The 15,156-nt window shown below is 37.5% G+C and carries 20 protein-coding genes; 11 read left to right on the top strand and 9 right to left on the bottom strand.

What is annotated here, in order from left to right:
* Positions 1-3: 3 nt before the first annotated feature.
* On the bottom strand, positions 4-972 hold the full coding sequence (locus SPK86_RS00765) for a sulfonate ABC transporter substrate-binding protein (protein ID WP_284139335.1): 969 nt from the start codon (positions 970-972) through the stop codon (positions 4-6).
* Between the two features lie 194 nt (positions 973-1,166).
* Here SPK86_RS00765 and SPK86_RS00770 point away from each other — a divergent pair, with 194 nt between their 5' ends.
* Together SPK86_RS00770 and SPK86_RS00775 are read left to right on the top strand one after the other, a co-directional pair.
* Positions 1,167-1,658, top strand: a complete 492-nt coding sequence (locus SPK86_RS00770; RefSeq protein WP_330948583.1) for a DUF3231 family protein — start codon at positions 1,167-1,169, stop codon at positions 1,656-1,658.
* Between the two features lie 143 nt (positions 1,659-1,801).
* Complete coding sequence (locus tag SPK86_RS00775) at positions 1,802-3,040, top strand: MFS transporter (RefSeq protein ID WP_284139336.1); 1,239 nt, start codon at positions 1,802-1,804, stop codon at positions 3,038-3,040.
* On the opposite strand, the gene SPK86_RS00780 is transcribed toward SPK86_RS00775, so the two are convergent.
* On the bottom strand, positions 3,037-3,597 hold the full coding sequence (locus tag SPK86_RS00780) for a YitT family protein (RefSeq protein WP_284139337.1): 561 nt from the start codon (positions 3,595-3,597) through the stop codon (positions 3,037-3,039). The genes SPK86_RS00775 and SPK86_RS00780 overlap by 4 nt on opposite strands.
* A gap of 276 nt (positions 3,598-3,873) precedes the next feature.
* Here SPK86_RS00780 and SPK86_RS00785 point away from each other — a divergent pair, with 276 nt between their 5' ends.
* The 4 genes from SPK86_RS00785 (at position 3,874) to SPK86_RS00800 (ending at position 8,020) form a co-directional block, all read left to right on the top strand.
* Entirely contained in the window at positions 3,874-4,062 is a 189-nt protein-coding gene (locus tag SPK86_RS00785; protein ID WP_284139338.1) for a YjcZ family sporulation protein, read from the top strand.
* Between the two features lie 274 nt (positions 4,063-4,336).
* Entirely contained in the window at positions 4,337-6,304 is a 1,968-nt protein-coding gene (locus SPK86_RS00790) for an acetate--CoA ligase (protein WP_330948463.1), read from the top strand.
* Positions 6,305-6,515: 211 nt separating this feature from the next.
* Positions 6,516-7,250, top strand: a complete 735-nt coding sequence (locus tag SPK86_RS00795) for an ABC transporter ATP-binding protein (RefSeq protein WP_330948464.1) — start codon at positions 6,516-6,518, stop codon at positions 7,248-7,250.
* Positions 7,247-8,020, top strand: a complete 774-nt coding sequence (locus SPK86_RS00800) for an ABC transporter permease (protein WP_284139341.1) — start codon at positions 7,247-7,249, stop codon at positions 8,018-8,020. Before SPK86_RS00795 ends, SPK86_RS00800 begins: the two co-directional genes overlap by 4 nt.
* A gap of 60 nt (positions 8,021-8,080) precedes the next feature.
* On the opposite strand, the gene coaW is transcribed toward SPK86_RS00800, so the two are convergent.
* From coaW to SPK86_RS00815, 3 genes are all read right to left on the bottom strand, one after another.
* On the bottom strand, positions 8,081-8,935 hold the full coding sequence (gene coaW / locus SPK86_RS00805) for a type II pantothenate kinase (RefSeq protein WP_330948465.1): 855 nt from the start codon (positions 8,933-8,935) through the stop codon (positions 8,081-8,083).
* Between the two features lie 212 nt (positions 8,936-9,147).
* A complete protein-coding gene (locus SPK86_RS00810; protein WP_330948466.1) occupies positions 9,148-9,513 on the bottom strand; it encodes a DUF4363 family protein in 366 nt (121 codons plus the stop codon).
* Between the two features lie 4 nt (positions 9,514-9,517).
* On the bottom strand, positions 9,518-10,249 hold the full coding sequence (locus SPK86_RS00815) for a DUF421 domain-containing protein (protein WP_330948467.1): 732 nt from the start codon (positions 10,247-10,249) through the stop codon (positions 9,518-9,520).
* A 176-nt stretch (positions 10,250-10,425) separates the two neighbouring features.
* On the opposite strand from SPK86_RS00815, the gene SPK86_RS00820 reads away from it, so the two are divergent.
* Positions 10,426-10,881: an Hsp20/alpha crystallin family protein gene (locus tag SPK86_RS00820; RefSeq protein ID WP_284139345.1), complete on the top strand. Its 456-nt coding sequence runs from the start codon at positions 10,426-10,428 to the stop codon at positions 10,879-10,881.
* Positions 10,882-11,088: 207 nt separating this feature from the next.
* Here the strand turns inward: SPK86_RS00820 and SPK86_RS00825 are convergent, their stop codons facing one another.
* The 3 genes from SPK86_RS00825 to SPK86_RS00835 all read right to left on the bottom strand — a co-directional run bounded on the left by SPK86_RS00825 (position 11,089) and on the right by SPK86_RS00835 (position 12,640).
* Positions 11,089-11,529: a GNAT family N-acetyltransferase gene (locus SPK86_RS00825; RefSeq protein ID WP_284139346.1), complete on the bottom strand. Its 441-nt coding sequence runs from the start codon at positions 11,527-11,529 to the stop codon at positions 11,089-11,091.
* A gap of 55 nt (positions 11,530-11,584) precedes the next feature.
* A complete protein-coding gene (locus SPK86_RS00830) occupies positions 11,585-12,295 on the bottom strand; it encodes a class I SAM-dependent methyltransferase (RefSeq protein ID WP_284139347.1) in 711 nt (236 codons plus the stop codon).
* 90 nt (positions 12,296-12,385) lie between these two features.
* Positions 12,386-12,640: a YppG family protein gene (locus tag SPK86_RS00835; RefSeq protein WP_284139348.1), complete on the bottom strand. Its 255-nt coding sequence runs from the start codon at positions 12,638-12,640 to the stop codon at positions 12,386-12,388.
* 196 nt (positions 12,641-12,836) lie between these two features.
* Between SPK86_RS00835 and SPK86_RS00840 the strand changes: the two genes are divergently transcribed.
* Complete coding sequence (locus SPK86_RS00840; RefSeq protein WP_284139349.1) at positions 12,837-13,637, top strand: DUF2268 domain-containing protein; 801 nt, start codon at positions 12,837-12,839, stop codon at positions 13,635-13,637.
* Between the two features lie 91 nt (positions 13,638-13,728).
* Here SPK86_RS00840 and SPK86_RS00845 read toward each other — a convergent pair whose 3' ends face one another.
* Complete coding sequence (locus SPK86_RS00845) at positions 13,729-13,977, bottom strand: hypothetical protein (RefSeq protein ID WP_284139350.1); 249 nt, start codon at positions 13,975-13,977, stop codon at positions 13,729-13,731.
* A 520-nt stretch (positions 13,978-14,497) separates the two neighbouring features.
* Here SPK86_RS00845 and SPK86_RS00850 point away from each other — a divergent pair.
* From SPK86_RS00850 to SPK86_RS00860, 3 genes are all read left to right on the top strand, one after another.
* Positions 14,498-14,644, top strand: coding sequence for a YjcZ family sporulation protein (locus SPK86_RS00850; RefSeq protein WP_284139351.1), 147 nt, complete (start codon positions 14,498-14,500; stop codon positions 14,642-14,644).
* 200 nt (positions 14,645-14,844) lie between these two features.
* Positions 14,845-14,955 (top strand): YjcZ family sporulation protein, encoded by a 111-nt coding sequence (locus SPK86_RS00855; protein WP_284139352.1) that lies wholly within the window; start codon positions 14,845-14,847, stop codon positions 14,953-14,955.
* 28 nt (positions 14,956-14,983) lie between these two features.
* Positions 14,984-15,118 carry a YjcZ family sporulation protein gene (locus SPK86_RS00860; RefSeq protein WP_284139353.1) on the top strand — a complete coding sequence of 45 codons (135 nt, stop codon included), beginning with the start codon at positions 14,984-14,986 and terminating at the stop codon, positions 15,116-15,118.
* Positions 15,119-15,156: the final 38 nt, after the last annotated feature.

The raw sequence follows: 15,156 nt of genomic DNA on the forward strand, positions 1-15,156 counted from the left end.
CTACTATTTTCGCATCACATCAGATACATTAACCGCTTTTGGAATGATATCTAATTCATAAAAAATATTAGCAATATCCTGTTGTTCTTGAATAATTTCTTCTCCTATTTTATCTACGCCATATTCTCTGCGTTCAACAGCTTTTGTTACAGAATCCTCATCAAGATTTAGTATCGGAGCAAGCATTTCCACTAATTCCGCATGATTTTCATTTGCCCAAAGAGAAGATTTTTCTACTTCTTCCATAATAATCTTTGCTATATTGTCATGTTTTTTTGCAAATGCTTCTGTTGCGATAAAAAAATCTCGATCTGTTGAGAGCCCTTCCCCACTTGTAAGTAAAGTTGCATTAGCGTGTAGCTCTGTAGAAGCTGTATAAGGATCCCACACAACCATTGCATCTACATCTCCTTGTTCAAAAGCTACTCGCGCATCTCCCGGTGACAAATATGCTGGTGTAATATCGGAATATTGTAATCCTGCATTTTGTAATGCTTTGATTAATAAGTAGTGGGAACTAGAGCCTTTAGCAAAGCTTACTGTTTTCCCTTTTAGATCTTGAATCGATGTAATGTTGGAATCGTTTGGCACAAGAATTCCACTTCCATAAAATTTTGGTTTTCCAGCGCCAAGTGTAACAAATGGGGTACCAGCTGCTTGTGCGAAAATAACTGGGGAATTCCCGGTCCTACCAACATCAATGCTCCCTGCATTCAATGCCTCCACTAAAGCTGGACCAGCTTGAAATTCCTTCCATTCTAATTTATAGCCAAGTTCATCTAAGCGCTCATCCAATTTTCCTAAGCCTTTAACAATGACGAAAGGACAGTTTTTCTGATAGCCAATACGCACTACTTTGTCTTTTTCCTCATCCTTCGTATCCTTCTTTTTCGCTTCACCACTGCAACCATATGCAAATAACAGCAGCAAGCCTATAAGCAAGAAAAATAATTTTCTTTTCAATCCCACCATGTCATCTCCTTTGCTTTTTCCTAAAACGCCCAGCTTAAAATCTCTGCTTTTAGCCTATGTAAAAATTCAATCTAGGTTCCTGTCCCGCTCCATTTTCTCTTCTTTTCTAAAACATTTATATCCAATACCATCATATTTTTCTTTATTTATGGAAACCTAAAACTAAAAAAGAAGGGAAAATCCATGTGATTGAAATGAGCAAAAACAAAGAAAATGAACCATTCCATTCAGGGGAGATATACCATTTATGGGCATATCTATTTCATACAAAGCATTACTTAGTCACACTACAAGTCTTTATTAATCATACTGGCGATGAAGATTTAAAAGCATATTTAGAGGATTTATTGGAAAATGAAGTAACGCAGGAAGCACAGCAAATCGAAATGATTTTAAAAGAGGCTGGAATCCGATTACCTCCTGCCCCACCTGATCGTCCAAATGTTGAAGTGGAAGACATTCCCGCAGGCGCTCGTTTTCATGAACCTGAAATTGCGATATTAGTTCAGGAAGAGCTAATGTATGGCAAAATACAATGTAGCTCTATGATGAACATATCTATACGAACAGACTTCGAGGAAATATTTGGTGACTTTCACGAACAAAAAATAACTTATTACCGAAAATTATCCGATTTATCAAAGAAAAAAGGATGGGTTGTTTCACCACCTGTCCATATAAAATAATCAGCAATCAGTGGGGGATTATCCACCACTGATTGTTAGTTGAATAGAACCAACCTAACTTGTGGGCTAATACCTATATGCTAAAGTGAGAGGCTTACTGCAAGTTACATGCTGATAAAAAATAATGCAGGAGTGGCTAATTCATGGCTAAAAAAAATAAATCGATGGCGATTTGGGCCATCGGATCGATTCCATTAATTACGACATTAGGAAATTCCATGCTTATCCCCATATTACCAGCAATGAAAAAGGCCTTACACCTGTCTGAAATGCAAGTGAGTTTAACCATTACAGGATATTCTATTGCGGCAGCCATCTTTATACCTTTATTCGGCTATCTATCTGATCGTTTTTCTCGGAAGGCGATTATAATCCCTGCACTTTTTCTTACTAGCATTGGGGGATTGCTCGCAGGTTTTGCAGCAGCAGCATTTTCGAATGCCTATTTATGGTTAATGGTAGGTCGAATTATTCAAGGAATTGGAGCGGCTGGAACAGCTCCTATTGCAATGGCACTAGCAGGGGATTTATTTAAAGGTGCCGAACAAAGTCGTGTACTCGGGATTTTGGAAGCTTCTAATGGACTGGGAAAGGTGCTCTCCCCAATTCTCGGAGCATTATTAGGCTTACTCATTTGGTATGCCGTCTTTTTTGCTTTTCCAGTTATATGTGTGCTTTCAATCTTCCTCACATGGATATGGATAAAAGAAAAAAAGAATCAACAAGCTCCCCTCTCATTTCGAAAATACGTCCATGGACTTGTAAGTGTTTTTAAGCTTGAAGGAAGGTGGTTGTTTGTAACCTATTTAGCGGGCGGGACGTGTTTATTCACACTGTTTGGGATTTTATTTTTTTTATCTGACCTGCTCGAGGAAAAGCATCGTATAACAGGCTTTACGAAAGGGTTGGTTTTAGCTATTCCATTACTTGTCATGGTAACGTCAAACTATTTTACGGGAAGTAGAATTAAAAAAAATCTAGAAAAAATGAAGAAATTTATTCTTATTGGATTATTATTCATGACGCTTTCCTATACACTGCTTATTTGGTTTGACAAACTCATTCTTTTTTTAATTATTCTCTCCATCAGCAGTGTAGGTGCCGGACTCGTACTTCCATGTACTAACAGCTTAATTACTGGAGCTGTCGGTAAAGATAGAAGAGGATTTGTTACGTCTTTATATGGTTCTGTTCGATTTATTGGTGTTGCCATTGGACCTCCAATCTTTGCTCGATTAATGAGTTGGTCTGTTGCTGGTATGTTTTTATCGATTGCCATTTTCACTTTTATTGTTGCTCTACTTATCTTATTCTTGCTTCATGTAAAAGGGCTAGATGGAAAAAAAGACAAGCATACAACCTTTAAGTATACGTATACTTAATATCGATAAATCATATTAACGACAAAAGTAGATATCCATTGGCTAATAAAAGCTAGGATTAACACCTTCCAGCTAATAATAGCTGCAGTTAATAAAAATATGCAGCAATTAATCCAAAATAATGGTTTGCCTGGAAGTGTGTTTCTCCAATGGGATATCATGAAAGCTATCACTCCAATTCCACCATTGGATACACCACTACGCATCAACAGCCCAATGCCTGTCCCTAAAAATATTGATCCAACAAATAAATCAAACCACAGTAATCTTTCTTCAATAAAAAAAAGCTGCTCAAAAAAATAAATGGAAAAGGAAGTTATACTTATCCCTACAATTGTCCATAATACAAATCGCTTTCCTAAATAATACATACCACATAAAAGAAGTGAAAAATTTACAATCCATAATGAGAGACCCATTCCAACGGAAAAAAAATGGTGAATAACTAACGCCAATCCACCAGCTCCCCCTGATGGAATCGACTGTGGAAAGAGAAAAAGTCCCATGCCAAACCCTTGTATCACCCCTCCTAATATCACGCTAAACGTTTTATTCATTTGCTTCCTCCTAATAAGGAATTAATTCTTGCTATATTGCGAAATGGAAAGTCAGGGGCTTTACATAAAACTCACACGCATTCACACCGTACCTTCTTCACTTATGAAAATGAAGCATTTCGATTTTAAGTTAATAGGACAAGTATTTCTAATATCCTATTCAGAAAATCCTGTAATGATTACGACGTCTATCATTATTTTATGGATATACGTCCACACATGCTGATTAGGGACACATACACTAACAGTATCGCAAGGAAGAAGGAGGTGTATTTCATGAGTGAAAGCTATGGAGCTGGTTCTGGATTTGCGTTAATCGTTGTGTTATTCATTCTACTCGTCATTGTTGGCACGGCATATGTCGGTGGATTTGGTGGTGCCGCCGGTTATGGTCCTGCCTATGGCGCTGGTTATGGTGGTGCAGGCTATGGACCCGGATATGGCGGTCCAGGCTGGGGCTGGTAATCGTCCCTATATGAATATAACTGACAACTTATTCAATGAAATATACCGAGACTTATGGAGTCCCCATAAGTCTTTTTTCTTTTCTCAATGCATTAACAGTAATTGACGACTCTGTTCATCCCCACCTTGATTGCTGTTTTATTTTATCGTCTTATCAGCTGTTTTTCTCTAAATTTGTCACTTAACTGTCATCATCAAAATTCAGAACATTGCTTATAATAGTACCTAGGCATAATACCTTATGCTAAAATAGAGGAAAGAATGGAGGGATTACATGGATCAAAATCGTATTTTACAGGTTGTTCAACAAAGTAAGCTTGTTTATTCTAACCGAGATAAAGAACAAGCAACTACCATAAAGAGTAGAGAAGCATTTCAAGATCTCCTAGAATTTTCACAGAAAGACCCTGACCATTTTTGGGAAACCGTTGCGAAAGACTTTATTTGGTACCATCCATGGGAAAAGACTATTTCTGGAAAGCTACCTAATTTTCAATTTTTTACCGGTGGAATTAGTAACCCGTGTGTCAACCTCCTTGATCGTCATGTTCAAGCCGGCAATGGAAATCAAACTGCACTCATATGGGAGGGAGAGAATGGGGATACCACTTCGTACACGTATGACACGCTACTCGCTGAAGTGAATCGTTTTGCTAACTCCTTACGTCGTTTTGGTGTTCAAAAAGGAGATGGTGTTGCAATATTTTTACCAAACTTAGCAGAAGCGTTCATTGCGGTTTTAGCATGTTTTCGAGTTGGTGCAGTATATAATGCAATCTTCTCTGGTTTTTCTGAAAAATCCCTTATGGATCGGTTAAACAAGTTCGATCCAAAGGTTGTTGTCACAGCTGATGCTACAGAACGTCGTGGAAAGCAAATTTTCCTAAAGGGAAAGGTGGATAACGTACTCCCTCACGTTCCTTCTGTGGAAGCCGTCATTACGATTAACAGAATGGGAACCAACCCTAAAATGGAATCAGGTCGGGACTATTATTGGCATGATATTCGTGAATCAGCCAGCATTGAATGCGAACCAGAGCAAATGGAAGCAAATGAGCCTGGAATTGTTTTCTATACGAGCGGAACAACTGGAAAGCCAAAAGGTGTCGTTCATTCTGGGATGGCGTTCGTTATTCAAAATTATCTTTATGCAAAATACCATATGGACTTTCATCAAGATGATGTGTTTTGGTGCTCTGCAGACATCGGTTGGTTAACGATGCATATTTGGGGAATAGCGGGTGCACTCGCAAACGGCGTAACCACTGTTGTTTATGAAGGAGCTCCTGATTATCCAACAAAGGATCGATTCTATCAGTTAATCGAGAAATATCGTATTAATAAATTGTTTACTGCTCCTACCGCATTACGGATGCTTAAGAGCATGGGCGAAAAACCTTTACAGCACTATGATTTATCTTGTTTAGAAGTCATATCACTTGTTGGCGAGCCATTCGATCCAGAAACATGGCAATGGACATATGAAACACTTGGAAAAAAACAAATTTATATTAATAATACATGGGGACAAACAGAAACAGCTGGAACACCATTAGCTGGTGCTGCTTGGCTCACTCCAATGAAGCCAGGGTCAGCAGGTGTCCAGTTTCTAGGTGCAGATCTAGCAATTGTAGATGATGCTGGTCAACCAGTTCCTCCCAATACATTAGGAAATCTTGTCATTAAGCGTCCGTTTCCGATGCTTTGTCGCACACTTTGGAAAGAGCCGGAACGCTATTATAGCTCTTATTATAGCCAGGTAGATGGCTGTTATTTTGCAAGTGATTTGGCACTCATGGATGAGGATGGGCATTTTTGGGTAGTCGGCCGATCTGATGATGCATTTAATGTAGCTGGTCATCGCCTAAGTACGATGGAAATGGAAAGTGCCATTTTAGAGGTAGATGGTGTGGTGGAAGCTGCTGTAATTGGCGTACCTGACCAAATTAAAGGAGAGGTTCCAATTGTATTTGCTCGGTTAGCAGATGACATAGAACACACGGGTTCAATTGAACAATCGATTCACCACGCCATTATTGAAAACATTGGTAAAATCGCTCGTCCGAAAGAGATTATTATTACCAAGGCGTTACCGAAAACAGTAAGTGGAAAAATAATGCGTCGATTATTAAAAGAAGTTGTAACGACCGGTGAGGTAGCTGGAGATATTACTGGTTTAGAAGATCCTTCTGTCGTTGCGCAGATCCAGAAAGTTATTCACAATAGAAAAACAAATTATTAATTGGAGTGTTACATGCTTTGAAACATACTTGTGGTTTACGCAAGTATGTTTTTTATTGCGATAATTCAAACAAAATGTAATTCGTGGCAAAAAAGCGCATAGCCATGTAAGATAAAATCGAATGAAGTACATACTAACTAGTTGAAGCATTAATTAATTAATTAATTTATTTATTAATTATAATACTAGACACGCAAGGATGTGGATCACATTGTCAACAACGACAGAACCTGCGATTGAATTAAAGAATGTTAGTTATTCGAATGGCAACACTGCGATTTTAAAAAATATTTCCGGCACCTTTTATAAAGGAAAGATTACCACTTTGATTGGTCCTTCAGGAGCTGGGAAAACAACTTTATTTAAGCTTTGCAATGGACTAATCTCACCCAATGCTGGGGACATTTTTATTGCCAATAAGCATATTAATCAGTTTGAACCCGTTGAACTTCGACGTACGGTGGGCATTGCATTGCAAGATGCAGCAATGATTCAAGGTACCGTTTTTGACAACCTATCATTACCGCTTCGATTACGTGAGCAGCAATTAGATAAAGTGGTTGCCTCCGAACTACTCGAAATGGTGGCGTTAGAAAAGGAATTTCTTCATAAACAAGTAAATGATCTTTCAGGAGGGCAAAGGCAAAAATTATCGATTGCAAGAACACTTGTAAACCAACCAGACATTTTATTGCTTGATGAAATCACGTCATCACTTGATCGTGTATCGCAACGAGAAATTGAAAAATTAATTAAAAGGATTAATGATACTTATGGAACGACGATCCTATGGATTACGCATAACTTAGAGCAGGCTCGATCAATTGGTGATTATACTGCATTTATGATGGCAGGCGAATTAGTCGAAACAGGAAGGTCTGAAGTGATGCTAGAAAATCCAACAACCGATCGTGCAAAGCAATTTATAAAGGGGGAGCTTGAATGAGTTACCTTACATTATCACTAGCATTAATTTTTGTGCTCCTACCGCTTCTCTTATCAAAAACATTAAAATTAGGGCTAGAAAAAGATACGGTTATTGCAACGATCCGCTCGATTATTCAATTGCTTGCAGTTGGATATGTACTTCAATTTGTCTTTGATGCAAATAATTTCATATATATTCTGCTCATGATCGGACTAATGATTACCGCCGCTACACATAACGCTAGAAAAAAAGGCGCTTCAATTCGAGGAATTACCTGGAAGTTAGTAGTAACATTTCTCACAGTTGAAATTTTAACGCAAGGAATCTTGATTGGATTACAAATCACACCACCAACCGCTCAATACATTATCCCAATAAGTGGCATGATGATTGGGAACTCAATGGTCTTGTCTATCTTATTTTTAAACCGCTTTACTGCGGAAACAGAAACACATCGAAATGAAACCGAATTAATTCTTTCACTAGGAGGAACACCAAAACAAGCCATTCATAAACAATTAATTAACTCTATAAAAGCTAGTACAATTCCAACGATTGAAAGTCAAAAAACAATTGGGCTTGTACAGCTTCCTGGGATGATGAGTGGACAAATCATTGCAGGAGCAGACCCTGTACAAGCTGTTTTCTTTCAGTTACTGATCTTGTTTCTATTGTTAACTGCAGCTGTCATTACAAGTGTACTACTTGGTTTTTTGAGCTATCCAGCTTTATTTAATGAAAGAATGCAATTAATAAATCTTCATGATAAGGAAGGAGATGAGAAATAAGACGATGTGAATACTCCTCACACCGTCTTATTTCTAAAAAATATATGCTATAAATTCCGCTTAAACCAAAAATAATGCCCCAATTGCACCTGCATGAGTTCCTTTTTCTAAAAAAATAGGTTCATAATCTAGCATCCCTTTAAACTGAGCTAACACATTTTTTAATGGGGCATTTTCATGTATTGTGCTACCAACGAATACGATAGAGGAAACTCCTTTCGAAACAGCCGCTTGATACGAAAATACAATAAGAGTCTCGCCAATTAATTGTGCAAGAGCAGCCATTCGATCTGCTTTCGTTCCTTCCATGTTTAAATGTGCTTTGCCAAAATTTGCTGCCGTTAAATTTCCATTAAGTGGAGCTTCGCCTTGTCGATAAATATCCTTCACTAGTAAGTCTGTCTTCTGCTGATCTCCGTTTGATGCTAATGATACCAGAGACTTAAAATCAGCTTTCTCTGTTAACAAGCTTCCTAGACCCATCCACAAACCTCCACCGATTCCACTTCCAAAGAGACGCTCATAATGATCCGCCGTCACCGAAAAAATCGATGTACCTGTCCCCACATTAACTAGAATAAAGGCTTCTTCACTTCTTTTCTGTTGGAGTAAATAACGGGTTCCTGTCACCGTAGCTAAAAATTCATCAGCAATGCTTGCAGCATGTGTTATTTGTGCTTTTATTTCCATACTTCTTCCACCCGTTACAACAAGCTTTGCATCTGGCGCATTCGTCTCGAGCCATTTGTATAGCTTATGCAATTCTGTCGTTGCAAAAGTTTTAAGATATAACTTGTTATCCAACTGATAAGCTACCTTCACTAATGTTCCTCCAGCATCAATTCCGACCGTATCCAGCTTTCCCTCCGCTATGTTCAGAGGCTTCACACCACATATTCCTTCCTGTTTATACATTCCAAATCATCCGAATTAAAAATATCATTGACATAATCGATTAGACAAACTATTGGCAAGCGAGTTACCCCCTTGAAAAAAGTTTTTCAGTAATTACTCATTTCTTAGCTAAAAAACGTTTGTATTCACAAAAATTATATCATATTTCAATTCCATACAAGCATTTCCTTGAAGAAGAACAAGAGTAGCATCCTATTCATCGCTCTCATCTGCTAATGTCCAATTTCCGCCCACACATATCGAAATTCCGCCATTTCTGCAATGACTCCAATCTGATCCTTGGCATCAATATGTCCATGTGCCCGTTCAAGCATTCTACTAATATCATTTATTTCATCCTGTCCTGCATTAAATTGAATGCGCATCACTACTTTGTTCCATGCATGTTGCGCTTTTTTTAAGCTCTCGGTAGCGTTCTTCCAATCATTTTCTTTCACACTACCTTCCACTTGCTTTATATAATGGATAACATCATCATCCCCCCATAATGGTTGCTTCAAGAAAGCACCTGAGGTCATAATAAAAATAAACACCGCCAACACCATGATTGGGATTATCTTCAGCCAACCTTTCTTCATATCATCACCATTCTAGATCCTTATAGTCACTTATATCTTTTGGTTGCTGCAATTTATCTTGATAGCCATCGATAAAAATAGTTCCTGCTTCATTAATCACTGCTAAAAATACCTCTTTTGGATGTTGAAATCCAAAATCGTTTATTTGTTTTTCTAACCAAGCATAATTTAAACGAAGTTGCTGTAAATTTTTCTCCATCACTTCTCCGTCATAAATAAGCTCCGTACTCATCCCTTTATAACTCGGTTTTAACCGCAAATCCTTTAATGTAACTGGTTGATATTCCGGTTTTTTTAATATCGATAGCTTTCCATCTGTTTCAAGGACCGCATAGTCTACTTCCGTCATCTCAAAAACACCATTTTGTCGAAGCTGAACTAATAAATCTGTTAGCCGATATCGCATTTTTTTCATATTGTCCTCCAATAGCTTCCCCTTTTGGATGACAATCGTCGGCTCCCCATCAATATATTTTTCTAGCTTTCTCCGCTTAATTGTTAACCATTGAAAAATTAATACAAACAATGCCCAAACTGCAAGTCCCACCCAATGTGCCCATGTACTATTTGCTAAATCAATGGTAAGCGAACCTGCAATAGATCCAATAGTTATTCCAAGAATATAATCAAAAAAAGTAAGCTGGCTTACCTGCTGTTTGCCAAGAATACGCGCAAAAATCAACAAAGAAAAAAAAGCAATTAGTGCTCTAGAGAATACAACTAACGTTTCATTCACTTTACGTCCCCCTTCAAAAATAACAGGAACATTTTTACTTATTGTCTGTTGTGACTCTCCTTTTTATGCATTCACATTGATTCAAGCTAATCATAAAATAGTTTTATTCGCCCACTACTCTTTCCTATTTCACGCATAGGTTATTAATGTAAATTAATATTGGAGGAGGAAATGATATGGATTCTAGAAAGAATAACCTTTCCCGCTTCGATGTGGATATGTCTCCTTTTAGGGATTTCGTTAAACACATGGACCGCTTTTTCAATGAATCCTTTCGTGAAGCCAATTCAATCTTTCATTTAAGACCATTTTGGGTTGATGTGCGTGAAACGGAAGCAAATGTCATTGTGGAGGCGGACTTACCTGGCTATAAGCGTGATCAAATCGAGCTAGAGATAATTGGAAATCAATTACGCATTGCTGCGGAGGATAAGGCATCACAGAAAACACAACATGATAACAAGCAATATTTCCATAGTCAACGCTCCTTGCAACGAATGGAACGGTTTATCACATTACCATTTACAATCCCAGAAAAAGAAACGAAAGCACAATTTGAAGACGGTAAATTAAAGGTTCTAATACCCAAAAAGAATCAAAACCGAAAATATATCGACATCCATGAGGAATAACCTTTATTCTAATGGCATTCGCATCCCTCTATTGCGAATGCTTTTTTCGGGATTTTTCTTTACATGGGCAAGGAATCTAACATCCGAAAAGTCGCTTATTGAATGGAATGTATATTGATAATGATAAGTTTTACATTCCTTCTGATTTTCCAAGCTACTTACCGGAACAAAAAGATAGCCGGAACTTATGCCCGGCTTAATTATTTTCTAATCTTTAAATTTTTTCTCCATTAATGTCATCACATCGTAAAAGCCTAATTCCTCATAAAGCAGCTTTGCTCCATTTCCAGCAAATACATTTAATTGTACTTTCGAATAGCCTTCTTGTTCTAATCTTTGACATGCATCTATAAATAATTTTCTTGCAATACCTTGCTTTCTATATCGGGGAAAGACATAAAGCTCGGTTAACATGCCAATTATTTCGTTCGAGTACATATCAAACGTTCTTCCGACACCAATCCATCCTTGGATTTGGAAGTCTTTTTTAAAGACAAGATAATATCCACCATCTGCTAAAAAGGATGCCATTGTCTGTACGAGCAATTCACTTGGCTTTACCATTCCAACTGTAGCCTCATGCATTACAACAAGGGAATGGCTTTGGATAAACTTTATTTCATCATTTGTAGCTTTTGTTATTAGCATCCCTTAACCATCCCCATTTTGTTTTATTGTCTGATAAACACACCAATTCATATCCTTACAGCTTACAATGAAAAATACGGAAACCAAGCTCTTTCTGAAATTGTTTTGTTAAATAATCGTGCTCTAGCAGTGTATCTACATGTGCATCATCAACGCTTTCTGAAAGCTGAAATTCAGGTGCGTCATCAACTGTTATCTGATGGATATCATATTCAAACGTTTTAGAATTAGTCATTTTAAAGCCAGCATTCTGAAGTAAAGACACCCATTCCTCTTCTTTAAATATTTTTTCCATTCCATAAAAATCAGTAATCTGATTAAGCTCTTTACTCGATTTCTCTAGCACCATCTCAATGCAATAGAAGATACCATCGTCTTTCAATACACGACATATTTCTGATATCGCTTTTGATACATTCGTAAATGCAAGCACCGATTCAGAAATAACCATATCAAATGAATCGTCTGCAAAAGGAAGTGCTTCTACATTGCCATTTACAACGTTTATTGTGAGTTGCTCCTGTTCCTTTCTTTTTAAAGCTTTTTCTACCATCATTTCATGATTATCTAGTGCGGTTACGTTTGCCTCATACTGTTTTTCGAGAAAGGCTGCTGTTTGACCTGTGCCACATCCAACGTCTAGGATGTTTAGTCCTCTTGGGATGCTCACTTCATTAAGCACGTATTTGGTAGCTAGTAATCCTCCGGGATGTGCACCACCAATTCCCATATATGCCAAACACTCCAAGTATTTATTTTTTTCCAAATCACATTCCGCCTTTAATTTTTCATACGTTATTGTATGACTACAGCAGCCAATTGTTCCATATCTACGAAATCTAACGATGATGGATTCTTATTTAAAAAACTTTAACATCGGACTTACCTGACCATATAATTTTCCTACTTGTTGAACTGTATTGGTTATTTTATTCATATCAAAATTCCCATCAGGGGTTTGAAACATAGACATTAGGTTAGATGTTGTATTTTTTTGCTGAGGAGGCTGCTGTTGAAAAGGTTGTTGAAATGGCGGGCGATTAGAAAAAAGTCCTGGTCTTGGTGGCTGCTGAGGCGGACCTTGATTCGGTGGGGGTCCAAACGGAAACATCCTGCATCACCTCCTATTTTCCGATTTGTACTATCATATTCTAGATTCTATTACTTTGAAAAAGATAAATGTCCAGCATTTAGTAAATTTTCACTACTTTCGAGATAGTGCCATAGATACGAAGCAATACATACACTTTTATTAAGGCGGTGTTGAAAGGCTATTAAGATAAACCCTAAAGCGAGGAGGTAGAAAAATGGGCGTTATTCCAACGAACAATTGGTTGCTCGATAACGATGGAGATGCTCAATCAATCGGGGAAAAACTCAGTCCCTATTTCAGTGGATATGATGGTGTAAATATCCTTCGATATTTACAAATGCACGGGTTAGATAGACAGCTAGGAAAAGACAATACTATTATTGAGAAGCTAAATAAAATGAAAATATGGGAGCTCGTTCGATCAGACGTAAAAAAACTAAAAGCAAAATGGAACGGACCAGATATTCCTATCTTTATCTTTCCCTCTGATTCATACAACAAGGAGCTTCGAGATAATTATAATTCTAAATCAGGATTATCCTTTCGCGACAAACTCTTCTTATTCGTATCCGAAAAAAACACCGCAACAGAAATAAAAGCACTCTTTACACATGAATATAATCATGTTTGTCGATTGCATTATGATAAAAAAGACGAAGCAGATTATATACTTTTAGATTCAATCATTTTAGAAGGGCTCGCCGAAAATGCTGTTCAAGAAAGGTTTGGAGAAGCATATACTGCAAGCTGGACCTCCCTTTATTCAGATAAACAATTAGAAAAAATATGGAATGATATTATTCTTCCATCGTACGATTTACCAAAAGCGCTCCGAAAACATCGAGATATTTTATATGGAATGCGTTTTTACCCTAAAATGGCTGGTTATTGTGCAGGGTACTATAAAGTAAAGCAATATTTATTAAAACATACATGCGATAGTAAAACCCTATTTAAAATTCCTTCCGAACAAATAGCTGGACTTTTTATGGAAAATGAAAACAGACGGAAATAATACGCCGTCTGTTTTCTTAACGTAAAAGGGGATTATTAAAAACAACCATATGAACCAATTGTTCATTTTTTTCTATTTTTACATCGCAATATTACCATAAGAAAAATGGAAGTAATGCAAATGAGGCAATTGCACCAAGCGCAAGACCGAAGCCAAACCCATAGAACGGTGCGTAAAATCCGTATCCATATCCCCCGCCTTGACCAAGCGGACGTAGATAAACACGATTGTGATCTACATTTTGAATAATTCCTCGATGGACTCTTCCATCTCTCGTTTTAATCTCAACTGCCCTACCTTTATAACGATTGCATAATTGATGATAGTGCTGTACAGACATTATTTCACCTCCAAAAATTATGAACATATGACATTATATGTAGATCGTTTATTTACCGTAAGGGACAACTGTATCAGGGAAAATGCGGAGAATAATTCACATCATTTGAAAAACCTTGTCATCTCGATTCACATGCACTTTCGAAAATTAGGAGAAAAAACCTCCACTAGGCATCTGCCCTAATACAGCGGATTTGGGGGAATAACCATAGCAAACTTAGTCGCTTTACATATATTAATTGCAAAAGAACATGGTGTTCTTTGCTAATCACTGTGTAGTATTCTTACACAAATATAGAAATACACCAGCGTTCTTTTCGCCAATTACAACCCCGGCATCTATAAGATTGGCTACCGTGGCATTTTTGAAAGAAGGAGAAAAAAATTTATTTGCTGCGGCTATTAATCGCAATAAGAATTCACCTACAACGAGCATTTCCTATGTAACATTTCACGTGACACACTTCCCTTCTTTAATGCAACATTCACAGTGAAATTCTAATTAGAAAGGGGGAATTTAAATGAGTTTCGGTAGAGGATATGGTTATGGTTGCCCAAGTTATGGTTACACAGCTCCAGTAGCGCCAGCGTACGGAGCGGGAAAAACCTTTACCTTAATCGTTGTATTATTTATCCTACTAGTCATCGTAGGAGCAGCTTGGTGCTAATATAAATCACACATTGATTAAAGCTGCCAATTAGTCAGGGATAGTAACCACACAGAAATTTAAAAATCCCCCAAATGTTCAAAAGGTTAATCTAACTATCTATGAACAACGCCTAATCGTTAAAAAAATGGGATAACAACTATACCAACCATTCCTGACTGCATATATTGAAAATAAATAGCGTATGGAGGTGTTTGTTTATGAGCGGAGCTGCTGGAGGTGCTGGATACGGCTATGGTGGTGGATTTGCCCTACTAGTCGTGTTGTTTATTCTTTTAGTTATCGTAGGTGCTGCCTACATTGGGTACTAATCAAATAAGTAAGTAAGGAGGAATTGTTATGTCTTATGGTTGTGGATGTGGAGGATATGGATATTCAGCTCCTGCATACGGCGCTGGCGCAGGTAGTGCTTTTGCGCTTATCGTTGTATTGTTTATCCTCTTAGTAATTGTTGGAGCAGCTTGGTATTACTAAGTCGTAAAATAGATTATAAATAACGGCAAAAAAGCCAT

This window comes from Virgibacillus sp. MG-45 (assembly GCF_036409425.1).
Taxonomy (GTDB): Bacteria; Bacillota; Bacilli; order Bacillales; family Amphibacillaceae; genus LDC-1.

Excerpts from the sequence above, each read along its gene's own strand:
- coaW (WP_330948465.1), bottom strand. The coding sequence starts at position 8,935 with ATGTATAAACAGGAAGGAATATGTGGTGTGAAGCCTCTGAACATAGCG.
- SPK86_RS00790 (WP_330948463.1), top strand. The coding sequence starts at position 4,337 with ATGGATCAAAATCGTATTTTACAGGTTGTTCAACAAAGTAAGCTTGTT.
- SPK86_RS00845 (WP_284139350.1), bottom strand. The coding sequence starts at position 13,977 with ATGTCTGTACAGCACTATCATCAATTATGCAATCGTTATAAAGGTAGG.
- SPK86_RS00800 (WP_284139341.1), top strand. The coding sequence starts at position 7,247 with ATGAGTTACCTTACATTATCACTAGCATTAATTTTTGTGCTCCTACCG.
- SPK86_RS00820 (WP_284139345.1), top strand. The coding sequence starts at position 10,426 with ATGGATTCTAGAAAGAATAACCTTTCCCGCTTCGATGTGGATATGTCT.
- SPK86_RS00775 (WP_284139336.1), top strand. The coding sequence starts at position 1,802 with ATGGCTAAAAAAAATAAATCGATGGCGATTTGGGCCATCGGATCGATT.
- SPK86_RS00835 (WP_284139348.1), bottom strand. The coding sequence starts at position 12,640 with ATGTTTCCGTTTGGACCCCCACCGAATCAAGGTCCGCCTCAGCAGCCA.
- SPK86_RS00785 (WP_284139338.1), top strand. The coding sequence starts at position 3,874 with ATGAGTGAAAGCTATGGAGCTGGTTCTGGATTTGCGTTAATCGTTGTG.
- SPK86_RS00855 (WP_284139352.1), top strand. The coding sequence starts at position 14,845 with ATGAGCGGAGCTGCTGGAGGTGCTGGATACGGCTATGGTGGTGGATTT.
- SPK86_RS00850 (WP_284139351.1), top strand. The coding sequence starts at position 14,498 with ATGAGTTTCGGTAGAGGATATGGTTATGGTTGCCCAAGTTATGGTTAC.
- SPK86_RS00765 (WP_284139335.1), bottom strand. The coding sequence starts at position 972 with ATGGTGGGATTGAAAAGAAAATTATTTTTCTTGCTTATAGGCTTGCTG.
- SPK86_RS00860 (WP_284139353.1), top strand. The coding sequence starts at position 14,984 with ATGTCTTATGGTTGTGGATGTGGAGGATATGGATATTCAGCTCCTGCA.
- SPK86_RS00825 (WP_284139346.1), bottom strand. The coding sequence starts at position 11,529 with ATGCTAATAACAAAAGCTACAAATGATGAAATAAAGTTTATCCAAAGC.
- SPK86_RS00770 (WP_330948583.1), top strand. The coding sequence starts at position 1,167 with ATGAGCAAAAACAAAGAAAATGAACCATTCCATTCAGGGGAGATATAC.
- SPK86_RS00840 (WP_284139349.1), top strand. The coding sequence starts at position 12,837 with ATGGGCGTTATTCCAACGAACAATTGGTTGCTCGATAACGATGGAGAT.
- SPK86_RS00810 (WP_330948466.1), bottom strand. The coding sequence starts at position 9,513 with ATGAAGAAAGGTTGGCTGAAGATAATCCCAATCATGGTGTTGGCGGTG.
- SPK86_RS00780 (WP_284139337.1), bottom strand. The coding sequence starts at position 3,597 with ATGAATAAAACGTTTAGCGTGATATTAGGAGGGGTGATACAAGGGTTT.